11 protein-coding genes and 1 tRNA gene are annotated in these 19,881 nt (G+C 42.7%); 10 read left to right on the plus strand and 2 right to left on the minus strand.

Annotation, left to right across the window (positions count from 1 at the left end; translation table 11 throughout):
- Nucleotides 1–60 precede the first annotated feature (60 nt).
- The 5 genes from K7X70_RS02525 (at nt 61) to K7X70_RS02545 (ending at nt 7,492) form a co-directional block, all read left to right on the plus strand.
- Nucleotides 61–1,182, plus strand: coding sequence for a cytochrome-c peroxidase (locus tag K7X70_RS02525; protein WP_222535582.1), 1,122 nt, complete (start codon nt 61–63; stop codon nt 1,180–1,182).
- A gap of 214 nt (nt 1,183–1,396) precedes the next feature.
- Entirely contained in the window at nt 1,397–2,869 is a 1,473-nt protein-coding gene (locus K7X70_RS02530; protein ID WP_222535583.1) for a DUF3375 domain-containing protein, read from the plus strand.
- Nucleotides 2,862–3,434, plus strand: a complete 573-nt coding sequence (locus K7X70_RS02535; RefSeq protein ID WP_062546673.1) for a DUF4194 domain-containing protein — start codon at nt 2,862–2,864, stop codon at nt 3,432–3,434. Before K7X70_RS02530 ends, K7X70_RS02535 begins: the two co-directional genes overlap by 8 nt.
- A complete protein-coding gene (locus K7X70_RS02540; protein ID WP_222535584.1) occupies nt 3,427–6,828 on the plus strand; it encodes an ATP-binding protein in 3,402 nt (1,133 codons plus the stop codon). The genes K7X70_RS02535 and K7X70_RS02540 overlap by 8 nt, the downstream gene beginning before the upstream one ends.
- A 70-nt stretch (nt 6,829–6,898) precedes the next feature.
- Nucleotides 6,899–7,492: a serine acetyltransferase gene (locus K7X70_RS02545; protein WP_222535585.1), complete on the plus strand. Its 594-nt coding sequence runs from the start codon at nt 6,899–6,901 to the stop codon at nt 7,490–7,492.
- Between the two features lie 2 nt (nt 7,493–7,494).
- Here the strand turns inward: K7X70_RS02545 and K7X70_RS02550 are convergent.
- Nucleotides 7,495–7,567, minus strand: a tRNA-Thr gene (locus K7X70_RS02550).
- A gap of 197 nt (nt 7,568–7,764) precedes the next feature.
- The gene (locus K7X70_RS02555) at nt 7,765–8,496 is read right to left on the minus strand and encodes an endonuclease/exonuclease/phosphatase family protein (RefSeq protein WP_222535586.1); all 732 of its coding nucleotides are present in this window, start codon (nt 8,494–8,496) and stop codon (nt 7,765–7,767) included.
- 278 nt (nt 8,497–8,774) lie between these two features.
- Here K7X70_RS02555 and K7X70_RS02560 point away from each other — a divergent pair, with 278 nt between their 5' ends.
- The 5 genes from K7X70_RS02560 (at nt 8,775) to K7X70_RS02580 (ending at nt 19,849) form a co-directional block, all read left to right on the plus strand.
- Nucleotides 8,775–10,034 carry a DUF2264 domain-containing protein gene (locus K7X70_RS02560; RefSeq protein ID WP_222535587.1) on the plus strand — a complete coding sequence of 420 codons (1,260 nt, stop codon included), beginning with the start codon at nt 8,775–8,777 and terminating at the stop codon, nt 10,032–10,034.
- Between the two features lie 66 nt (nt 10,035–10,100).
- Entirely contained in the window at nt 10,101–12,461 is a 2,361-nt protein-coding gene (locus K7X70_RS02565; RefSeq protein WP_222535588.1) for a patatin-like phospholipase family protein, read from the plus strand.
- Nucleotides 12,462–12,611: 150 nt separating this feature from the next.
- Entirely contained in the window at nt 12,612–14,051 is a 1,440-nt protein-coding gene (locus K7X70_RS02570; protein WP_222535589.1) for a glycoside hydrolase family 125 protein, read from the plus strand.
- A gap of 187 nt (nt 14,052–14,238) precedes the next feature.
- Nucleotides 14,239–16,563 (plus strand): glycoside hydrolase family 20 protein, encoded by a 2,325-nt coding sequence (locus tag K7X70_RS02575; RefSeq protein ID WP_222535590.1) that lies wholly within the window; start codon nt 14,239–14,241, stop codon nt 16,561–16,563.
- Between the two features lie 106 nt (nt 16,564–16,669).
- The gene (locus K7X70_RS02580; RefSeq protein ID WP_222535591.1) at nt 16,670–19,849 is read left to right on the plus strand and encodes a PAS domain S-box protein; all 3,180 of its coding nucleotides are present in this window, start codon (nt 16,670–16,672) and stop codon (nt 19,847–19,849) included.
- The last annotated feature ends 32 nt before the right edge of the window (nt 19,850–19,881 follow it).

Raw genomic sequence — 19,881 nt, forward strand, 5'->3', positions numbered from 1 at the left:
TAACAACAACGCATACTGGCGATCATTTCCTGCGAAGAGATTGCGCTTTAAAATTTTATAATGAATAGAATATTTATCATCCTTTCTTTTCTTTTGATCTTCGTAGTCGGATCCGCTTTTTACGCAGAAAGTGAAGAGGATTCATTAAGAGCACAATATAGTAAACCGGTCAGTCAATGGCCAAAGCCCACAATTGATAGTGGTGTAAACTGGACGGAAATGAGTTCCTTGCCAGCTATCGACAGCAATTATTTTAAGCTAATGGCTGAACCAAAGGTGATGCTGGGACAACTCTTGTTTTTTGATCCATTGCTTTCTGGTTCCAACCAGGTTTCTTGCAGCAGCTGTCACGATCCGGAAATCTCCTGGGGGGATAAACGTGCGGTAGCACTTGGAAATGATCATTTGCAGGGAAATAGAAATACGCCTTCGCTGCTCAATGTAGCAGAACGCAAAAGCTTGTTCTGGGATGGCAGGGCGGCAACATTGGAGTCTCAGGTAGATGGCCCGATTACCGCACACCATGAGATGAACATGAAACCTGAGGCTTTGCCTAAGAAATTAGGAAAGATCAAAGGCTATAGAGAACTGTTTGTAAAAGCCTATGGAAAAGATAAGATCACTTACCCGCAAATTGTGGAATCCTTAGGTGCTTTTGAAAGAACGATAAGAAGCAGAAGAAGTAGGTTTGACCGTTTCCTGGATGGAGAAACCAAAGTTTTAGACGATCAGGAATTGCATGGACTACACCTTTTCCGTACTAAAGCGAGGTGTATGAACTGTCACAATGGAAAATACCTGACGGATGAAGCGTTTCATAATATCGGATTAACTTATTATAAACGTAAATACCAGGATTTGGGAAGACACCTGATCACCGGCAAAAAGGAAGATGTAGGCAAATTCAGAACACCTTCCTTAAGAGATGTGATGCATACCGGTCCATGGATGCACAATGGCATGTTTGATAGCATTACTGGTGTTGTTAATATCTACAATAGCGGTATGCATATGATCGATCCAACAGAAGCGCAAGCCAAAGCAGATCCTTTGTATCCCAAAACAGATCCACTGCTAAAGCCATTGAAGCTAACCAGTGCAGAGGTGAAGGCAGTAGTTGCTTTTATGAACGCAATTACCGCAACACAGTACCACATGAGAAGACCGGAATTGCCAAGATAATTTCTTTATCTCAGGCCTTTTCCTTCGAAAATATCAGCGGTGATCCTCCTGGATTTCTCGCAACCTGTCTGATAGACAGTTCTTTCTATTGTCCTAGTCCGGAGCTTTTATTAGCTCCGGAATGCCAGGAATTCTAATTGCTAATTCTAGAAAATATCAGCGCAAAATGGGCCTTTAGGAGGGATTTTGCGTACTTTTGCGGTCTTTTTAACTTATGCCGATGATAGACAGTGCCAGGATTCTTGAAGTACTCAATAGCTCAGCAAGTGTGAATTTGCTGAAGCTGAGGAACAGGGATATTGTGATAGAATTTCTAATCAATACTTTTATAAATGAGGAAGCGACCGTTTCCTCCGATCATGTTCATTCTTTATTGGCTGACTTCCTGGATCTTAAGCAGGTAGACAATGATGAGGAGTATGAAATTGAAAGCTTTGACTCCTATGAGGTAAAGGCGAGGAAATATGTGAGGAAGTGGACGGACAGCGGTTTTTTAACGAATTATCAGGACGACCAGGGAGAGATATTTTACGAGATTTCTGCACATTCCAGTAAAACCATCGACTGGTTAATGAGCCTTCAGAAAAAGGAATTTGTAGGTACAGAATCCCGCTTCAAAGATATTTTCAATCAACTGAAAGACTTGGTGGAGTTTACCAATGGTGATCGCGACAATCGTTTGGCCATTTTAGAAGAGAAACGACTGGAAATTGAACACCAGATCGAACAGCTGAAATCAGGTAAAAAGGTCAAGATCTACCAGGATTATGAGGTGATTCCACGTTATAATCAATTAACACAAGCGGCAAAAGAACTGTTGTCGGACTTTAAAGAAGTGGAAGATAACTTTAAAGACATCACCAGACAGATTTACCAGAAACATGCAGAAGGGAGCTTAACGAAAGACCATATCCTGGAGTTTACTTTCAATGCCCTGGATCAGATTAAAGACAGTCAGCAGGGCAAGAGTTTTTACGCCTTCTGGTCTTTCCTGCTGGATCCGGTGTTACAGGAAGAATGGACTACGCTCAGCAATACGCTATTCGAAAGATTAGACGAAAGAGAGATTGTAGTTGGCGATTTCTTCCTGAAAGGAATGAAGAAATACCTGCATGCCTCTGGTCAGAAGGTGTATAAGGCAAATGATAAGATGGCGGAGAAGTTGGGCCGCATCATTAGAGAGTCTGAAGGTTCTAAAATCCAGGTCACACATAACGTGATCCAGGAGATTAAAACGATGCTGATCGAAGTAGGGAAGCAGGAAAACCGCCCGGATATCGGGTTGGTACTGGAATCAAACCTGGAAATCTATCCGTTTTTTGAACAGCGCCTGATGCTGGAGCAGCCGGAAGAACTGCTTTATCATACCAGGCCTAAGTTAGCAGACAAAGACATCTTAAGTTCAAGGCAGCTCGGTAAGTTATTCGGTCAGACGAAGATCGATAAAGAAGTGCTGCGGAAAAAAATCAGAACGGTATTGTCAGGGAGAGCCCGCGTTTCCCTATTTGAAATCATTGAAGCCGACGGTGGTATCGCAGATGGCCTTCCAGAGCTGTTTGGGTATTTATCTGTGGCCAAAGAGTTCAAACATACCATCAACCCAGAAAACACACAGCGTATTTTATTTGATGCCCAAGGGCAGAAGTCAATCAACGTACCTGAAGTAATCCTATTAAAGAATGAGTAATTTTGAAGATAAAACAAAGCCTTATTCCAAGGCCATCATCAGGCTGCTGAAAGGCCCGGTGTACTCCCAATCCAGTGTTTGGGAAGATATTATTCATTACCAGCGAGAGATTCAACACTATTTAAATGTGATTGGTCTGGAGCTGATCTTGAAAAAAGAAGAAGGCCTGGCTTTCTTTAAACAGTTTGAAAACAATGAAGGCCATACGATGGGATTGATCTCCCGTCGCCAGATTGGTTTTGAAACTTCTATTGTCCTGGTGATTTTGCGCCAGATGCTCGAAGATTTTGACAACAATCCTACGCTGATCGATGGCAATGAGAAATTCATCAGCCATAAAGAGATCCGCGAAGAAATTGAATTGTTCCTGCCAGAAAAATATAACCGTGTGAAATTCCTGAAAGAACTGGACAGCTATATCCGCAAAGTTGTGGAGCTGGGCTATTTGAAAGAACAGCAGGAAACCGATGCAGAGCCGATTTATAAGATTCAACGCATCATCAAGGAAAAAGTAACCCTGGATGTTTTAAAAGATTTTAAACTGAAACTGGAGGAATATGTATAGTTTATTTAGCACGAGTTCCGACAAAGCAGGATACCGACTGCAATATATGGAGGTTTATAACTGGGGAACATTTGATGGAGAGATCTTCAAGATTTCGCCTAAAGGAAACAATTCCCTGCTTACAGGTGCAAATGCCTCCGGTAAAAGTACGTTTATTGATGCTTTGCTCACTTTGCTGGTTCCAGTGAAAGGAGATCGATTTTATAACCAGAGTTCTGGAGTAGAGAAAAAAGGAGATAGGACGGAAGAGACTTATGTATATGGTCATTATGGCAATATCCAGAACGAAGGGGAGCTAAAAGCAACCACTCAAAAACTGAGAGACCATACCGCTTATTCCGTATTATTAGCCTCATTTGAAAATACAGAAGGACAGGTGATCACGCTGTTCCAGGTGCGCTGGTTCAGCAATGGCGAGCTGAAAAGAAGCTTCGGAATTGCCCATGTGCCCCTGGAAATTGAAAAAGACTTTGGCCAGTTTGATGGTAAAGGGATTTGGAAAAGACGCCTGGAGAAAATATACAACTATGCCGTTTCTAAAAAGCGTGTAGAGTTTTTGGATGGTCCAACGAAGTATGCGGAAAGGTTAGCACACTTGTTTGGGATGCGTTCCGTAAATGCTTTAAGCCTGTTCAACCAGGTGGTAGGGGTGAAAGTGCTGGAAGATCTGGATGAGTTTATCCGTATGAATATGCTGGAATACCAGGATGCAGAAGCGGAATTTATCCAGCTGAAAGAGAGTTTCATTACCCTGATGGATGCGAAAACAAACATCGAAAAGGCGAAAGAGCAGATTGCCCAGCTGACACCAATCCATGACCTGGCCACTCAGCTTGCTGAAATTGAAGCTAAACTGGAGGTATTGCAGAAAGACAAGGATACTGCGGTATTCTGGTTCGCCGGAAAAGGAGTGGAGCTGATTACGGCCAAGCTGGACAAAAACAAAGAGGTACTCCAGCAATTAAAAGCAGACTTGATTCAGCTGAAGGAAAAAGATGAAGCCGCAAGGAAGCAGGAAAGAGCACTTTCGATGTCCATTGAAAATGAAGAGGTTTGGAAACAAATTGAAAAGATTGAAGAGGAGATCAAGCAGGCGGAGAAACTTAGGAACCACCGTCAGCATAAACTAGAAAGCTACAACCGTTTGGTGGCAGCGCTGGACCTTCCTCAAAATCCAGATGCCAATGTATTTGCCGATTCCAGGGCTTTAACGCAAGAAAAACGCTCTGAAGGAGATGTACAGCGCGAACTGGAAGAAGAAAAGAAAAGACAAATTAAGAATGAGATCGACCGGCTACAGGAAGAAGTAGATAACTTGCTGGCAGTAGTAGGGTCTCTTCAAAAAAATAAAAACAACATCTCCGGCAGAGAAGCCGACATCAGGGAGGATATCCTGGCTCATGTAGGTGCTACGAAAGATGAATTGCCATTTATCGGGGAGCTGATTCGCGTAAGGGAAGTAGACCTGGAATGGGAGCCGGCAATCGAAAAAGTGCTCCATAATTTCGCATTGAGGCTGATTGTTCCTGAAAAGTATTACAATGAGGTCAATGCGTATGTGAACCGCACCAACCTCAAAGGCCGCATTACTTACCAGCGCTACAAAGGATTTACTTCGATGGGCAGCCTGAAAAGAAGGTCTTATGAAGGGGATTTGTTGGTCAACAAGCTGGAATTTAAAGAAGGTTCTGTATATGCGGAATGGCTGGAAGATGCGATTGCCAGTCAATACAATTACAGCTGTGCCGAAAGTCTGGAAGAATTTAACCGCTATGAAGAGAAGGCGCTGACGAAAGAAGGGCTGATCAATGCGGTTAAAGGAAAACATGAAAAAGACGACCGTCCGCATATTGCCAGAAGAGAGAACTTTGTACTTGGATGGGACAATAAGGACAAAATCAACCTCCTGAAACAGGAATTGTCGGTTTTCCAGGAAAAGCAAAAAGAAAATCAGCAGCAGCTGGAATTCATCAATCAATCCATCAAAAAGATCGATGAGCTGAAAGAGAAATTCTACCAGCTGTATTCTGATTATGCGGTGTTTGAAGACCTGAACTGGGCGGTTTATGCCACAGAAATTGAAGAGAAAAAGACGGTAAAAGAAAGTCTGGAGAAAACTAATGATAAGGTTAGGGAGCTGCAGAAACAACTCGAAATCGTAAAGGGGCAGTTGGATGCCATTGATAAGGAAAAAGAGCGCAGCGTGAAGCTGAAGCACGATACCGAATGGATGAAGCAGAGCCTGGAGAAGGAATTGGCCGCAAACAAGGAAACATTGGCCTTGTTTGAAGGACACCATCCGGATGTGGCCGAGTTTGAAGCGACTCATGAACATTTATTGAACATTCAGCATGTCAACTTTAAGGCAGCACAGGATACTTTCAGGGAGCAGAATATGAACCTTGGAAATGACCTTCGCTCTGAAAAGCATAAGAAAGAAAATGCGGCGAGAATTAAGATCAATAACTTTAAACAGCCCAATGAACAGCTGACCCAGAAGTTTAAAGATTGGCGTTCTGATGTAAATGGATTGCCGGATTCTACGAACCTGGAGTTCATTGCAGAGTATCAAAAACGCCTGCAGCAGCTCAAAGAAGACAACCTGCCGAAATATGAGCAGAAGTTTGAAGCGTACCTGCAGGAAACCATCATCAATAAGATCGGTGATTTCAGGATGTTCTTTGAAAACTGGGCGGAATCCATCAAGGAAAACGTGAAAGTATTGAACGAAGCACTCTTTGAGATTGATTTTAAAAGTACACCGAAAACCTATATTCAGCTGGTCGCTCCAGATCGGATTTATGAGGATGTGAAAACTTTTAGAACGTTATTGAATAATGCGATTCCTAACGGACAAGAAGGAGAAGATTTGATTGAAGGCAAGAAACTGCATTTCGACAGACATATTGAGCCATTGATTGAAAAATTAGAAAAAGAAGAATGGCGCAAAAAAGTGATGGATGTGCGTTCCTGGTACAGCTATAAAGCAGAAGAGTTTTATAAAGAAACCGGGCAGAAGTACAAGACGTATGAGAACATGGGCCAGCTTTCCGGTGGAGAAAAGGCACAGCTGACCTATACGATTTTGGGTTCTGCAATTGCCTACCAATTCGGGTTGACAAAAGAAGGACTGCAAAACAATTCCTTCCGTTTTATTGCCATTGATGAGGCTTTTAAAGCTCAGGATGAGGATAAAGCACGTTACCTGATTACTTTATGCAGACAGCTTCATTTGCAGCTGCTGGTGGTAACGCCTAGTGATAACATCCATATCGTGGAAAATGACATCTCTTTTGTCCACTTTGTGGAGCGTAAAGATGAAAGGCATTCCTGGTTGTATGACATGCCAATTGAACAATTTAAAGCAGAAAGAGCACACTTTGTAAAAGACTAGCTCCAATGCATATTTGCAGTGTAATTTGTAATTGGCTAAATTAAAGCTGATTACAAATTGCTTGCTGCTCATGAAAATCGGCCTCCAAAAGGTTAACCCCAGCTCGATAAAAGATACTTTAAGAAAAGACTTGTATCGGTATGGAGGAAGATCCGGCTTTTGGGGATTCCTGTCCGGTTTAAAAATTCCTGGCTTCCGCTATACTTATTTTCTCAGAAAAGCAGGTCTTGCTTCCAGGTACTCCTGCGCTGGTCTATTTTACCGGTTTATGCTCCGCAGATATACTTATAAATACGGGATTCAGATTCCAATCGGTACGCAGATAGGCGATGGTTTTTATATTGGCCATTTCGGCAATATTGTAGTCAATAAAGCAGCAAGGATTGGTCGTAATTGTAACCTGGCTCAAGGCGTTACCATCGGACAGGTAAACAGAGGTGCACTATCCGGTTGCCCGGTCATTGGGGATAACGTGTGGATAGGAGCCAATGCCGTGATTGTTGGCGCCATTCATATCGGAAACGATGTCCTGATTGCCCCTAATTCTTTTGTGAATTTCAATGTGCCCGGAAATTCTTTAGTGATCAGCAATAAATGTGAATGTAAAAGTTATGAAAACCCAACTGCTGGTTATATCAATAATGTGATGGGGAAGGGAAAATAAAGAGCCTCCTATCGGGATCGAACCAATGACCTACTGATTACAAGTCAGTTGCTCTACCAGCTGAGCTAAGGAGGCTTTTATTATGGATCAAGAGTCAATAAATGCCCTTGATTTCCTGGTGAGGCCACAAAAGTAGGGTTTTCTTTCATTTTGCCAAATTATTTTATCCGGTTTTTATTTAAATCGCTAAAAATCAGGAATTTTAATTTCCACCTTTTTTAAATTGAAACTATTCAGGAGTTTGAAAATTAAAAAAGGTGGAAGAATTCGAATTAAGGAAGCTGATAAGTGGCCATGACAGGGAGGTGGTCCGAGGCATCGATATTTGGGAATACCTGATGCGAAATGACTTTTATCTTAGTTCCTTTTTTCAACAGGATAAAATCGATTTCTTCTTTAGGATCATCCTGTGGAATGGTTGGTGCACAATTTTCTGTGCAGCTGCGGGTAAAATATTGTTCCAATAGTTTCATTGCCGGGCTGCTGGAAGTCAGGTTTAAATCTCCTGCTAGGATGACATCAGCTTTCTTTCTACCAATGAGGTTATTGATTTCCTTGATCTGTAACATTCGGTGTTCATTATTCAGATCCAGGTGGGTACAGGCAAAATGTAAGCCTTCGCCATTTGGCAGCGTGACATGGATGACTGCCAGGCTGCGGGCTTCGGCTGCTATTCCTGCTTTAGAAGGTAAAGGATAACGGTTTGAGCTGTTGATCGGATATTTGGAAAGGATGCCCACTCCATATTCACCACCTTCAAAATCTATCCCTTTTGAAAAGAAATAAAACATTCCGGTAAGTTCTGCCAGTTGTTTCAATTGATCTATTTGTCCGGTTCTTTTGGTGATCTTATCTACTTCCTGTAAGGCCACCAGGTCTGGAGTGTGTTGTTTAATAACCGCCGCAATATCAGGAAGGTCAATGACCCCGGGACGCTCCGGCGGGTTTCCATGATGAATATTATAGGTCATCACTTTGATGGTTTTTGGTTTGGATTGCGCCATGCTGGTTATGCTCAGGAGATTGCAGAGGAGGAAGATAGTACTAAGGGCTGAGAGAAAATAAAAAGTTCTTTTATGCATACGATTCAGGGTTTGATTTGTGGTTGTTATCGAGTTTGACCTGTGTTTAAGGTTAGGCTTTAAATGTGTTACTTCATGTTGGATTTCAGTTTTATCACAGAATCACTCCTGGCATGAAGTATCAAACGTTTGCGCAGTACCCCCTTAAAATTAACATGGAATGTCTGTTATATTCGGACTAAGATATTTAATTAAATGACATGGAAAGAAGGAAATTTTTAGCTGCAGTATCACTGGTAGGCGTAGCTGGAACAATACAGCCCGGCAAGCTTCTAGCAACAGGAAAACAAGTGTTTGCTGCAGAAAATAAACCTAAAAATGACCGGGAATACTGGTGGAAACTTTTGTATAAAATTGCCAGCCCGGTAACGGAAAATCTTGCCAATGGTACCTTAAAACAAAACATGCTGGTGGAGAAATCTCCTAAATTCGACAATAGATCTATCCATGTGACTTACCTGGAAGCGGTAGGCAGAACTTTTGCCGGTATCGCCCCCTGGCTATCCCTGCCTGATGATGCGACGGAAGAAAGTACGTTTAGAAAAAAGATGAGAAATGAGGTGCTGCAAGGATTGACGCGTTGTTTTGATCCTTCCAGTCCGGATTTACTGAACTTTACAACCGATCACCAGCCGATTGTAGATGCTGCTTATCTTGCACAAACCTTTATCAGGGCACCAAAAGCACTTTGGGAGCCACTGGATGCCACAACGAAAACACGGATCATTGCCTCATTTAAATCTTTAAGAAACCGTAAGCCTTTCAACAGCAATTGGCTGTTATTTGGTGCGATCACCGAAGCATTCTTATTATCTGTAGGAGAGGAGCCCGACAGCGAGAGACTAAATAAAGGGCCTAAGAAACTAAATGAATGGTATAAAGGCGATGGCTGCTATGGTGATGGACCGAACTTCGCTTTTGATTACTATAATTCTTTTGTCATCCATCCGATGATGGTAGACACCATGAAAATCATGATGGATAAAGGTTTGGTGACGCAAAAAGAATATGAATTGGCTTTGTCGAGGATGGTTAGGTATGCGGTTGGACAGGAGCGGATGATTTCCCCGGAAGGAACATTTCCGCCGATTGGCCGATCGATCACCTATCGTACCGGTGCTTTTCAAGCCTTGGCTCAGGTGGCCTTAGTAGGAAAATTACCTGAAACAATTGAGCCGTCACAGGTGCGTGCTGCACTTACACTAGTTAAAAAGAACATGTATGAGGCCCCTGGAACCTTCGATAAAAACGGCTGGTTGTTACTGGGTTTCGTGGGTCATGATCCTGATATCGCTGATTATTATACTTCTACCGGAAGTTTATACATGGCCACGCTTTCTTTCCTGCCATTGGGTTTACCTGCGGAAAACGAGTTCTGGTCGGCACCAGCAGCAGATTGGACGGCTAAAAAGGCCTGGAGCAGTCAGAAATTCCCTAAAGATTATCATGTAGATTATTAAGATTATCAATACTCGCTATTTTCATTATTAAAATTCTGATATTTAGAATTCTCTAATGAAAAGCTTATGTTCAAGAGTGTTATCTGCTGCTTATCGTTGTTATTTTACTTGTGCTGCGCCAATAGCAGCCAGGTAGCTGCTCAAGAGAAAAGTAAAGATGGCGGTCGGCCGAAAATCGGTTTGGCGCTAAGTGGAGGAGGCGCAAAGGGAATGGCGCATATCGGTTTATTGAAATTGATTGACTCCTTAGGAATAAAGATTGACTACATTTCGGGAACCAGTGCCGGGGGGATTTTCGGTGGTTTATATGCGATCGGCTACCACCCGGATACCTTAAAAAAGATCGCTTTGAGGATCAATTGGCGCCGCGTATTGAGTAATAAAGTGCCTTTACGACAAATCAATATTGAGGAAAAAGACGAGTACGACAATTATATGATCGAATTTCCGGTGTTGGGCGGCAGGCCCAGGTTACCGGGAGCTTTAATAGAAGGACAATATATATCAGAAATCCTCAATACTTTAACGTATTCTGCTAAACACATCAATGATTTTAATAAACTCCCGATTCCGATCACCATTACCTCTTCAGACATTGTAAACGGTGGGCTTGTTTTGCAGCATAAAGGATCTTTGCCTTTAGCAATTCGGGCTACATTGGCTATTCCCGCAGCTTTTGCACCCGTTTACATCGATGGACATTTATTGGTAGATGGTGGTTTGGACCGCAATTTCCCGGTACAGGAAGTCAAGGATATGGGCGCTGATATCGTGATCGGAGGGTATACAGGCTTTCGTTTGTTCAGTGAGAAAGAAATTGAAAACCCAATGAAACTCATCTATCAGACTCATGCCTTCCGTTCTGTGGAAGATTCGAAAAAACAGGAGGCATTGGCGGATGTGGTCGTAGATTTCACCCAGGCACTCAGTGATTTTTCTGCGGCTGATTTTTATAGAAATAAGCGGATCATAGAGATTGGAGAGCAGGAAGCTCGAAAATACCTGCCTCAGCTGATCAAAATAGCGGAAGACCAGAAGAAATATAAACTGGACACGACCTCCAGAAAGGTGAAAGACCCTCATCTGCCTGTGACTAAAATCGCCTTTCAAAATGATAAAGGCCTTCCTTTAGACTTGCCGGTTATGGAACAGTTTGCCAATTCTCGCCTCGGACTGAAAACTGGAGGCCCAATAGAGGCAAAAGCCTTAAATGAAGGTGTGGCAGATCTTTTCGGCACCCAATTTTTTGATAAGGTATATTATACATTTGAAAACAATGCAGATACCGGATTGACACTCAATGTGCGGCTGAAACAAGGAAAACCTGGTGTTTTTAAAGCTGCAGTTCATTATGATACGGAACAGAGTGCTGGTTTGATCATCAATTATACCTATCGGAATATTTTCTTACGAAAGTCGAGGTTATTGGCCACTGTAGATCTTTCAGAGCGATTTAAAGCGCGTTTTGATTATTATAAATTCATCAATAGCAGTAATAGACTGTGGATGAAAGCATCCTTCAACTACCAGGCATTACAAAACAATTCCATCCTCTATCGCTTGATTTCCGATGAAAACTATTTCAATAACATGCTGAACTCAGAACTTGCATTGGGCTATAGTCTTGGCCGCTCAAGTTCGATCGCCTTGAGCCTTAGTAATGAAAATGAAACAATCAAAAGAGGACCAAACCTTTTCAAAAGGCTATTTGGAGAAGGAAATGATATTCGTACGCTCTACCGACATAGCAATGAAGCGATTGCACTATTGTTTAGGCAGAATACCTTAGATAATTTATATTTCCCTAAACGAGGAAATGCCCTTACTATCCAGACAAAGTACTTAGTCAACAATCGCATCAGCACGAAGGCGCCGGATTCAACAGATTTAAAGGGGCAGTTGATTTATGATTTCCTCAATCCGCCTCCAGGTGGCCTGCCAGGAAATGTTTTCCGTTTTTACTTGAATGAAAACTATGTGGCGCAGTTGAGCAGACGGATTTCCCTGAATGCAACAGCGACCTGGGGTTTTAATTATTCAGATAAATACGGCTTTGATTCCACTTACATGTATGAAAATGCCAATTTCTCTATGGGTGGCATTGATCCGCGTCAGGACATTGGACAAGGTAATTTTATCGGATTGAAAAGAGGAGAATTCGGCATCGCCAATGTAACCAGTTTTGGCCTTGCCCTGCAATATAACCTGCGGGGGAACCTTTATCTGACACCACAGCTCAACCTGGCTTGGGAAAATGAGGGCTTAAATCCATTTAAAGTGGCTTTCAACAACGACTATCTTCTGGGATACGGTGCAAAACTGGGCTATATGTCCTTCATCGGGCCGATTAATTTTGCGATTGCCAAAACGAATGGCTTTGATCACAATCCCTGGAGAATGTACCTCTCTATTGGCTTTAAATTTTAATTAATGGGAGGAACGTTTGGTTAACCATCGTTTTATTTTGCTAAAACTATTTATATATTCGTTTACGGGCTATTATTAGAGATTCTGATTTAGAATCTTTATGCTATATTGCCTTTTTAAAATAGCATCATTACACCAAATATTTTCGAAATGAGAAGAAGATCATTTATTCAAAAAGCAGGCCTCCTTGGGGCAGGATTAGTAGCCAGCGACCTGGTATCCTTTGCAGCACCTGCTTTTTCTGGACCATCATCAACGTTTCCGACGGTAAGAACTCCCCTTGCTTCGCGCCATTTCAGCAGTAAAGCTGTAGAAAGTGCGATTACGGAATTCTCTGCCAAAGTGAAAAACAAAGAAATGGCCTGGTTATTCAATAACTGTTTCCCGAATACTTTAGATACTACCGTAACTTATACGGAAAATGGCGGTAAACCTGATACCTATGTCATTACCGGAGATATCGATGCCATGTGGCTTCGCGACAGTACTGCGCAGGTTTGGCCATACTTGCCTTTTCTTAAAAAAGATAAACCTTTGAAAAACCTGGTGAATGGCGTAATCAACCATCAGGTAAAATGTATCCTTAAAGATCCGTATGCGAACGCATTTTATAACGATCCAAATAAAGTTGGAGAGTGGAAAAATGATGTGACGGATATGAAACCAGGCTTACATGAGCGCAAATGGGAAATCGATTCCCTGTGTTACCCCATTCGTTTAGCCTACCGCTACTGGAAAGAAACCAATGATACTACTCCATTTGATGCGGATTGGCAATCTTCCGTAAAGCTGACTTTAAAAACCTTCAAAGAGCAGCAGCGTAAAGAAAATGACGGCCCCTATACTTTTCAGCGACACACTTCCTGGGCTACAGATGGCGTTCCTATGATGGGATATGGCTATCCTGTGAAGCCAGTAGGACTAATTTGTTCTACTTTCCGTCCAAGTGATGATGCTACTGTTTACTCTTTCCTGGTACCTTCAAATTTTTTCGCTGTAGTGAGTTTAAAACAAGCTGCGGAGATTTTTAGAGCAATCAAAGCAGACGAGCAAACAGCGAAAGACCTGGATGCACTGGCGATTGAGGTACAGGATGCTTTGCAGAAATATGCCGTATTTAATCATGAAAAATATGGTAAAGTATATGCGTTTGAAGTGAATGGTATGGGCAGTTACAACATGATGGACGATGCGAATATTCCAAGTTTATTGGCATTGCCTTACCTGGGTGCAGTTGCTGCGGATGATCCGATCTACCAGAATACCCGTAAAATGATCCATTCATTGGATGATAACCCGTTTTTCTTTAAAGGAACGGCTGCTGAAGGAATCGGTGGTCCGCATATCGGTAAAGACATGATCTGGCCAATGAGTATCATTGCCAGAGGACTGACCAGTTCTGACGATAAAGAGATTAAACTTTGTCTGGATATGCTGCAGAAATGCCATGGTGATACTGGTTTTATGCATGAATCTTTCCATAAAAACGATCCTAAGAAATTTACCAGAGCATGGTTTGCCTGGACAAATACCATTTTCGGAGAGTTCCTTTGGAAAACATATAAAGAAAGACCGCATTTATTGGCTTAAAGCCTGGTCTTTTAGACAAAACGCCTCCCGAAATCAAATTCAGGAGGCGTTTTTTGTTTTAAAGTATCGATGCATTTTAAGGATTAGGCCTTAATGTATTTTAAAGCGTTTTAGCCTTGCCAAAATTGCTGAATATTTTGCAACTATCACTCAACAAAGCCGCTCCTTAATTCCTTTTCTTAAGGAAATGAAAGCTTTGTTAAAAACTACCTTTTTTCTTTCTCTTTTCTGCTTCAGTTTCAATGGATATGCCCAACAGGAACTAGAAAAACCTAGTATCATTCCACAGCCGGTCAGCCTGCGCTTACTGAATGATCATTTCCTGATCAATAATGAAACTGTGCTGGAGCTGGCAGGAGATCAAAAAGAACTGAAACCTGCTGCTGATTTTTTCATCAGTTATATCAAAGGAATTTCTGACTATACTTTAGCCATTAAAAAGGCAAAGACCAACGTCATCACCTTAAAAAAGGTTAATAATCCATTACTTGGTGAAGAGGGTTATACCCTGCTGGTCAACAAAGATGGGATTCAGATTGCTGCTAATGGACGGGCGGGAATCGTTTATGGGATGCAAAGCATCTTTCAGACTCTGCCACAAATACAAACGAATGCGGCACTGCAAATTCCAGGAATGGAAATCACCGATTATCCACGTTTTAAATGGCGCGGAATGCACCTGGACGTGGCCCGTCATTTTTTCTCGCCAGATATGGTCAAGGAATACATCGATTTGATGGCTTCCTATAAAATCAATACTTTTCACTGGCACCTGGTAGACGATCAGGGCTGGCGGATTGAAATCAAGAAATACCCGGCATTAACTGATGTTGGGGCCTGGCGTGTAGACCAGAATAAGCGTGTTTGGAGCAGCAGGCCATTGGCAAAACCAGGCGAACCTGCTACTTACGGTGGCTATTATACCCAGAAACAGATCAAAGAGATCATTGAATATGCGGCCATCAGAAATGTAACCATTGTGCCGGAAATAGAGATGCCAGGGCATGTAGCCTCTGCAATTGCCGCTTATCCGCAGTTGAGCTGCAGTCAGCATCCGCAATTGCCTTTAACCGGGGGCGATTACGGCCCTGTTGCCGCCAACTATTGTGCAGGTAACGAAGAGGTATACACCTTTTTAGAAGATGTGCTGACCGAAGTTTTGGCGCTATTTCCTTCAAAATACATCCATATCGGTGGAGATGAAGTCAACAAAACAGCCTGGAAAAATTGCCCTAAATGTCAGGCAAGAATGAAAACTTCAGGATTAAAAGATGAGCATGAGTTGCAGAGCTATTTCATCACCAGAATGGAGAAATTCCTGATCAGTAAACAGCGTCGCATGATCGGTTGGGATGAAATCCTGGAAGGTGGATTGGCACCGGAAGCCACGGTAATGAGCTGGAGGGGGGAAGCTGGTGGAATTGAAGCAGCAAAAATGAAACACCAGGTGATCATGACGCCAAGTAATCCTGTTTATTTCGACCAATATCAGGCAGGTCCTGAAGGGGAACCGATGGCAATAGGCGGGTTTAATTCACTGAAGGAAGTTTATCATTATGAGCCTGTTCCGGAAGAAATGACTGCGGAAGATGCCAAATACTTATTGGGTGCACAGGCCAATGTATGGACAGAATATATTGTGACCAAATCACACCTGGAATATATGGTATTGCCAAGAATGCTGGCATTGGGAGAAGTATTATGGTCGCCGGCAGCCAGGAAAAACTGGGTCGATTTCTCTGATCGATTGAAGTATCATTTTAACGGCTTTGATCAGAAAGGATATCATTATTCACCAGGGAACTATACCGTAGCGATTAAACCGTTGATTAATCAGGGTAAATTGTCTGCAGAGTTGCTAGTGGAAGCCACAAAAGGTGATATTTTCTATACCCTGAATGGCGATCAGCCGAGTACTGCAAGCTTGAAATATACCGGGCCAATCAGCATTGACAGTACTGCTACATTAAAAGCGATATATGCTTTGGATGGCGCATTAATGGGTTTGGTACCTGCAAAACAGTCTTTCGTCTTCGATCTGGCGACAGCAAAAAAGGTAAATTATGTTAACCCACAGGCTAAAATATACAGTGCGGACGGGCCAAATTCCCTGACGGATGGCATCCGTGGAACCACCAGCTTACAGCAGTACTGGCATGGTTTCAATGGCAAAGATTTAATCGCTACCATAGATCTTGGCCAGCAAAGCACTATTGGAACCGCCACATTGGGCTGCTTACAGAATTATGATGAATGGGTGATTTTGCCGCAATGGGTCAAATTTGAAGCTTCTGCGGATGGTGTAAATTTCAAAGAACTGAAAACGGTAAATCATACGGTTCCCGTAGATGAGAAATATACTTTACTCCATGATTTTAAGGCGGTTTTTAAGCCAGTAACCGCCCGTTATGTAAGGGTAACGGCCAAAGTCTTGGATGCACTTCCGAAAGGGCATAGTGGCGCCGGGCTCCCTGCATGGATATTTGCTGATGAAATTATACTGACTAAATAACCACATTTTTGAGTGTTTTTGCCATATGCATCTTTAGTTGTAAATGTTATATTTGTTTTAGTGCCATAGCACTGCTTGAATTTTCGCTTATAGATTGATCATCCCCATGAAAAAACCCAGTCTACCAATTGATGAAAAGGAACGATTGCTGGCCTTAAAACGCTACCAGATCCTGGATTCTCCTGCAGAAACAGCGTTTGACAGAATTACAGAGCTGGCCTCTTTAATTTGTGATGCTCCGGTTTCGCTCATTGCGTTACTGGATGAGGATCGGCAATGGTTTAAGTCTAAAAAGGGGATTTCTGAATCAGAAACAACTAAGGAGATCGCTTTTTGCCAATATACTATTCTTTCCGAAGCCATCTTTGAGATAGAAGATGCAAGAAAAGATGATCGCTTTAAAGACAGCATACTGGTGACTGGGGCGCCAAATATCAGATTTTATGCCGGGCACCCGCTGGTAGATCCGAATGGGTATGCGATCGGCTCCCTGTGTGTATTGGGGCCTGAGCCAAAGGTGCTCAATGATGCACAAAGGAAAGCCTTAACGCTGCTGTCTAAACAAGCGATGGAGCTGATTGTAAACCGCAGGGAAAAAGCAGAACATCAGTATTTTGACCAGTTATATGAATTGTCAAATGACCTGATTTGTATTGCCGGTCTGGATGGTTATTTTAAAAAGATCAATCCGGCTTTTGAAAGAATGCTAGGTTGGACACCTTCACAATTAATGGCACATAGCTTTTTAAGCCTCGTTCATCCGGACGACTTGATCAGTAGCTTTGGACAAATGGAGCAGCTCAGTGCCGGATTCAATACCACCAATTTCGTCTGTCGTTTCTTAACGGCTGGCGGAGATTATAAAGTGCTGCAATGGACGGCAACGCCGGAACCCGGAACAGATCACGTATTTGCGATTGCCAGAGACATCAGTGTCGAAAATGAACGTGATGAGAAGATCCGGCTGAGTGAAAATAACATGCGTTCTTTCTTTGAGAATTCTCAGGGATTGATGTGTACACACGATATGAAGGGTGTTTTAATGTCTGTCAATATCGCTGGGGCATCACTCTTGGGTTATAAGCCATCTGCACTTTATGGGAAGACTTTATTCGAACTTGCCCCTCCAAAACATCGGGCTTATATTGAGCAATACCTGCTGGAGATGACAGCGCATGGGAAATCATCGGGATTGATGACCATCCTGCACAAAAATAGTTCTTCAAGGGTCTTGTTTTATAACAATGTGGTGGAACATGACCTTTCCGGACAAAAATATGTAATTGTGAATGCGATTGATGTGACAGAAAAACACCTGCTGGAAAGAGAGTTGGAGAGGACCACGAAAATGCTGGAACAAACCAATGAAGTGGCGCAGATTGGCGGATGGGATTTTGACCTGATTCATCAGAAATTAAGCTGGACAGCCATTACCAGGCAGATTCATGAGGTGTCAATAAATTATGAGCCTACTTTAAAAAAAGCACTGCTGTTTTATAAAGCTGGTGAAAATCGACATAAAATGGCGCTGGCTGTACAAACCGCTATAGAAACAGGGGAGGCCTGGGACTTGGAATTGCTGCTTCAGACTAAAAAAGGAAGGGAAATCTGGGTTCGCGTATTGGGTCATACCGATTTTGAAGGTGGGCTTTGTAAGCGGCTTTATGGAACATTCCAGAATATTGATGAAAAGAAACGCGCGGAGATTGCCTTGTCTGAGGAAAAGGCGAGGCTTTCCGCTTTTGTGACCCATGCTCCCGCTGCGGTAGCGATGTTAGATAGCAAACTTTGTTATATCGCCGCGAGTAACCGGTGGCTGGAAGAGTATCAATTGCAGGGAACGGACTTGTATGGGCAATCTCATTATCGAGTGCTGCCAGGGATGAGCCAGCATTGGAAAGACATTCACCAGCGTTGTCTGCAGGGAGAAGTCATTAAGAAAGAAGTCGATATCTGGCGGCCGGAAGGCTGGGATCATGACCAGTATCTCCGTTGGGAGCTTCGGCCATGGTATCAGTTTGATGGGAAGATTGGCGGTATTATGATTTTTAGTCAGGACATTACCGAAAGCAGCAGACAAGGACTGGAGCTCAACAAGGCTAAGGAACAGGCAGAACATGCCAGTCTGGCGAAGTCTGAGTTTTTAGCAAATATGAGCCATGAAATCCGTACGCCACTCAATGGGGTCATTGGATTTACAGACCTGGTCTTAAAAACGGAACTCAGCCCAAGTCAGGAGCAATACCTGAATATTATCAATGAATCGGCCAATGCCTTATTGGGTATCATCAATGACATTCTCGACTTCTCGAAGATTGAATCGGGAAAACTGGAACTGGAAATTGAAAAGTGCGACCTATATGAACTAGGGAATCAGGCTTTAGATATTAATTCTTATCAGGCACAGCGTAAGGCTTTAGAAATTAAACTGAACATTGCTGAAACACTGCCCAGGTTTATATGGACAGATTCCGTACGGCTCCGACAAGTATTGATCAACCTCCTCAGTAATGCGGTTAAATTCACGGAAACGGGGGAAATAGAACTTCTGATCTTACCGCTCTCCCCAATTGTAAACCATAGAATGGACATCCGTTTCCAGGTAAAAGATACCGGAATTGGCATCAAATCGGATAAACAGGGAAAAGTATTTGAGGCCTTCTCACAGGAAGATGGTTCTACCACCAAAAGGTATGGAGGAACCGGCCTGGGACTCAGTATTTCAAATCAGCTTTTAGGCCTGATGAACAGTAAACTGGAGTTGATCAGCAGTCCAGGGTTGGGCAGTACTTTCTTTTTTGATATCCAGCTTCAGGTAGAACATGGCGGCACAGAAGACTGGAATACTGTTGATGCCCTGACGAAGAAATCAGTGCAGAAAGATCATTTAAGGACAGGTATGGCGAGGAGCTTGCGCCCTGTAAAAGTATTAATTGCAGAAGATAACCTGATCAATATGCTGCTGGCCAAGACCATTGTGAAAAGGATTGCACCCATGGCACAGATTCAGGAAGCAGCAAACGGATTAGAGTGTTTAGCGCATTGTAAAGCAGAATTACCTGATTTGATTTTGATGGATGTACAGATGCCGGAAATGAATGGTTATGAGGCTACACAGCACATCAGGAATGAAATGGAGTTGGTTCATGTACCAATTATTGCCTTAACTGCTGGAAATGTGAAAGGAGAAAAGGAAAAGTGTATCCTTTCCGGAATGAACGACTTTCTCTCCAAACCGGTTCTGGAAGATGAAATTGCCCAGGTATTCAAAAAATGGCTGAAATAAGGAAGGCGGTTTAAGCAAGATGAATACACCTT

The sequence above is a fragment of the Pedobacter polysacchareus genome, assembly GCF_019802255.1.
GTDB classification, from domain to species: Bacteria; Bacteroidota; Bacteroidia; order Sphingobacteriales; family Sphingobacteriaceae; genus Pedobacter; species Pedobacter polysacchareus.

Excerpts from the sequence above, each read along its gene's own strand:
- K7X70_RS02560 (WP_222535587.1), top strand. The coding sequence starts at position 8,775 with ATGGAAAGAAGGAAATTTTTAGCTGCAGTATCACTGGTAGGCGTAGCT.
- K7X70_RS02570 (WP_222535589.1), top strand. The coding sequence starts at position 12,612 with ATGAGAAGAAGATCATTTATTCAAAAAGCAGGCCTCCTTGGGGCAGGA.
- K7X70_RS02540 (WP_222535584.1), top strand. The coding sequence starts at position 3,427 with ATGTATAGTTTATTTAGCACGAGTTCCGACAAAGCAGGATACCGACTG.
- K7X70_RS02530 (WP_222535583.1), top strand. The coding sequence starts at position 1,397 with ATGCCGATGATAGACAGTGCCAGGATTCTTGAAGTACTCAATAGCTCA.
- K7X70_RS02535 (WP_062546673.1), top strand. The coding sequence starts at position 2,862 with ATGAGTAATTTTGAAGATAAAACAAAGCCTTATTCCAAGGCCATCATC.
- K7X70_RS02525 (WP_222535582.1), top strand. The coding sequence starts at position 61 with ATGAATAGAATATTTATCATCCTTTCTTTTCTTTTGATCTTCGTAGTC.
- K7X70_RS02580 (WP_222535591.1), top strand. The coding sequence starts at position 16,670 with ATGAAAAAACCCAGTCTACCAATTGATGAAAAGGAACGATTGCTGGCC.
- K7X70_RS02565 (WP_222535588.1), top strand. The coding sequence starts at position 10,101 with ATGTTCAAGAGTGTTATCTGCTGCTTATCGTTGTTATTTTACTTGTGC.
- K7X70_RS02545 (WP_222535585.1), top strand. The coding sequence starts at position 6,899 with ATGAAAATCGGCCTCCAAAAGGTTAACCCCAGCTCGATAAAAGATACT.
- K7X70_RS02555 (WP_222535586.1), bottom strand. The coding sequence starts at position 8,496 with ATGGCGCAATCCAAACCAAAAACCATCAAAGTGATGACCTATAATATT.
- K7X70_RS02575 (WP_222535590.1), top strand. The coding sequence starts at position 14,239 with ATGAAAGCTTTGTTAAAAACTACCTTTTTTCTTTCTCTTTTCTGCTTC.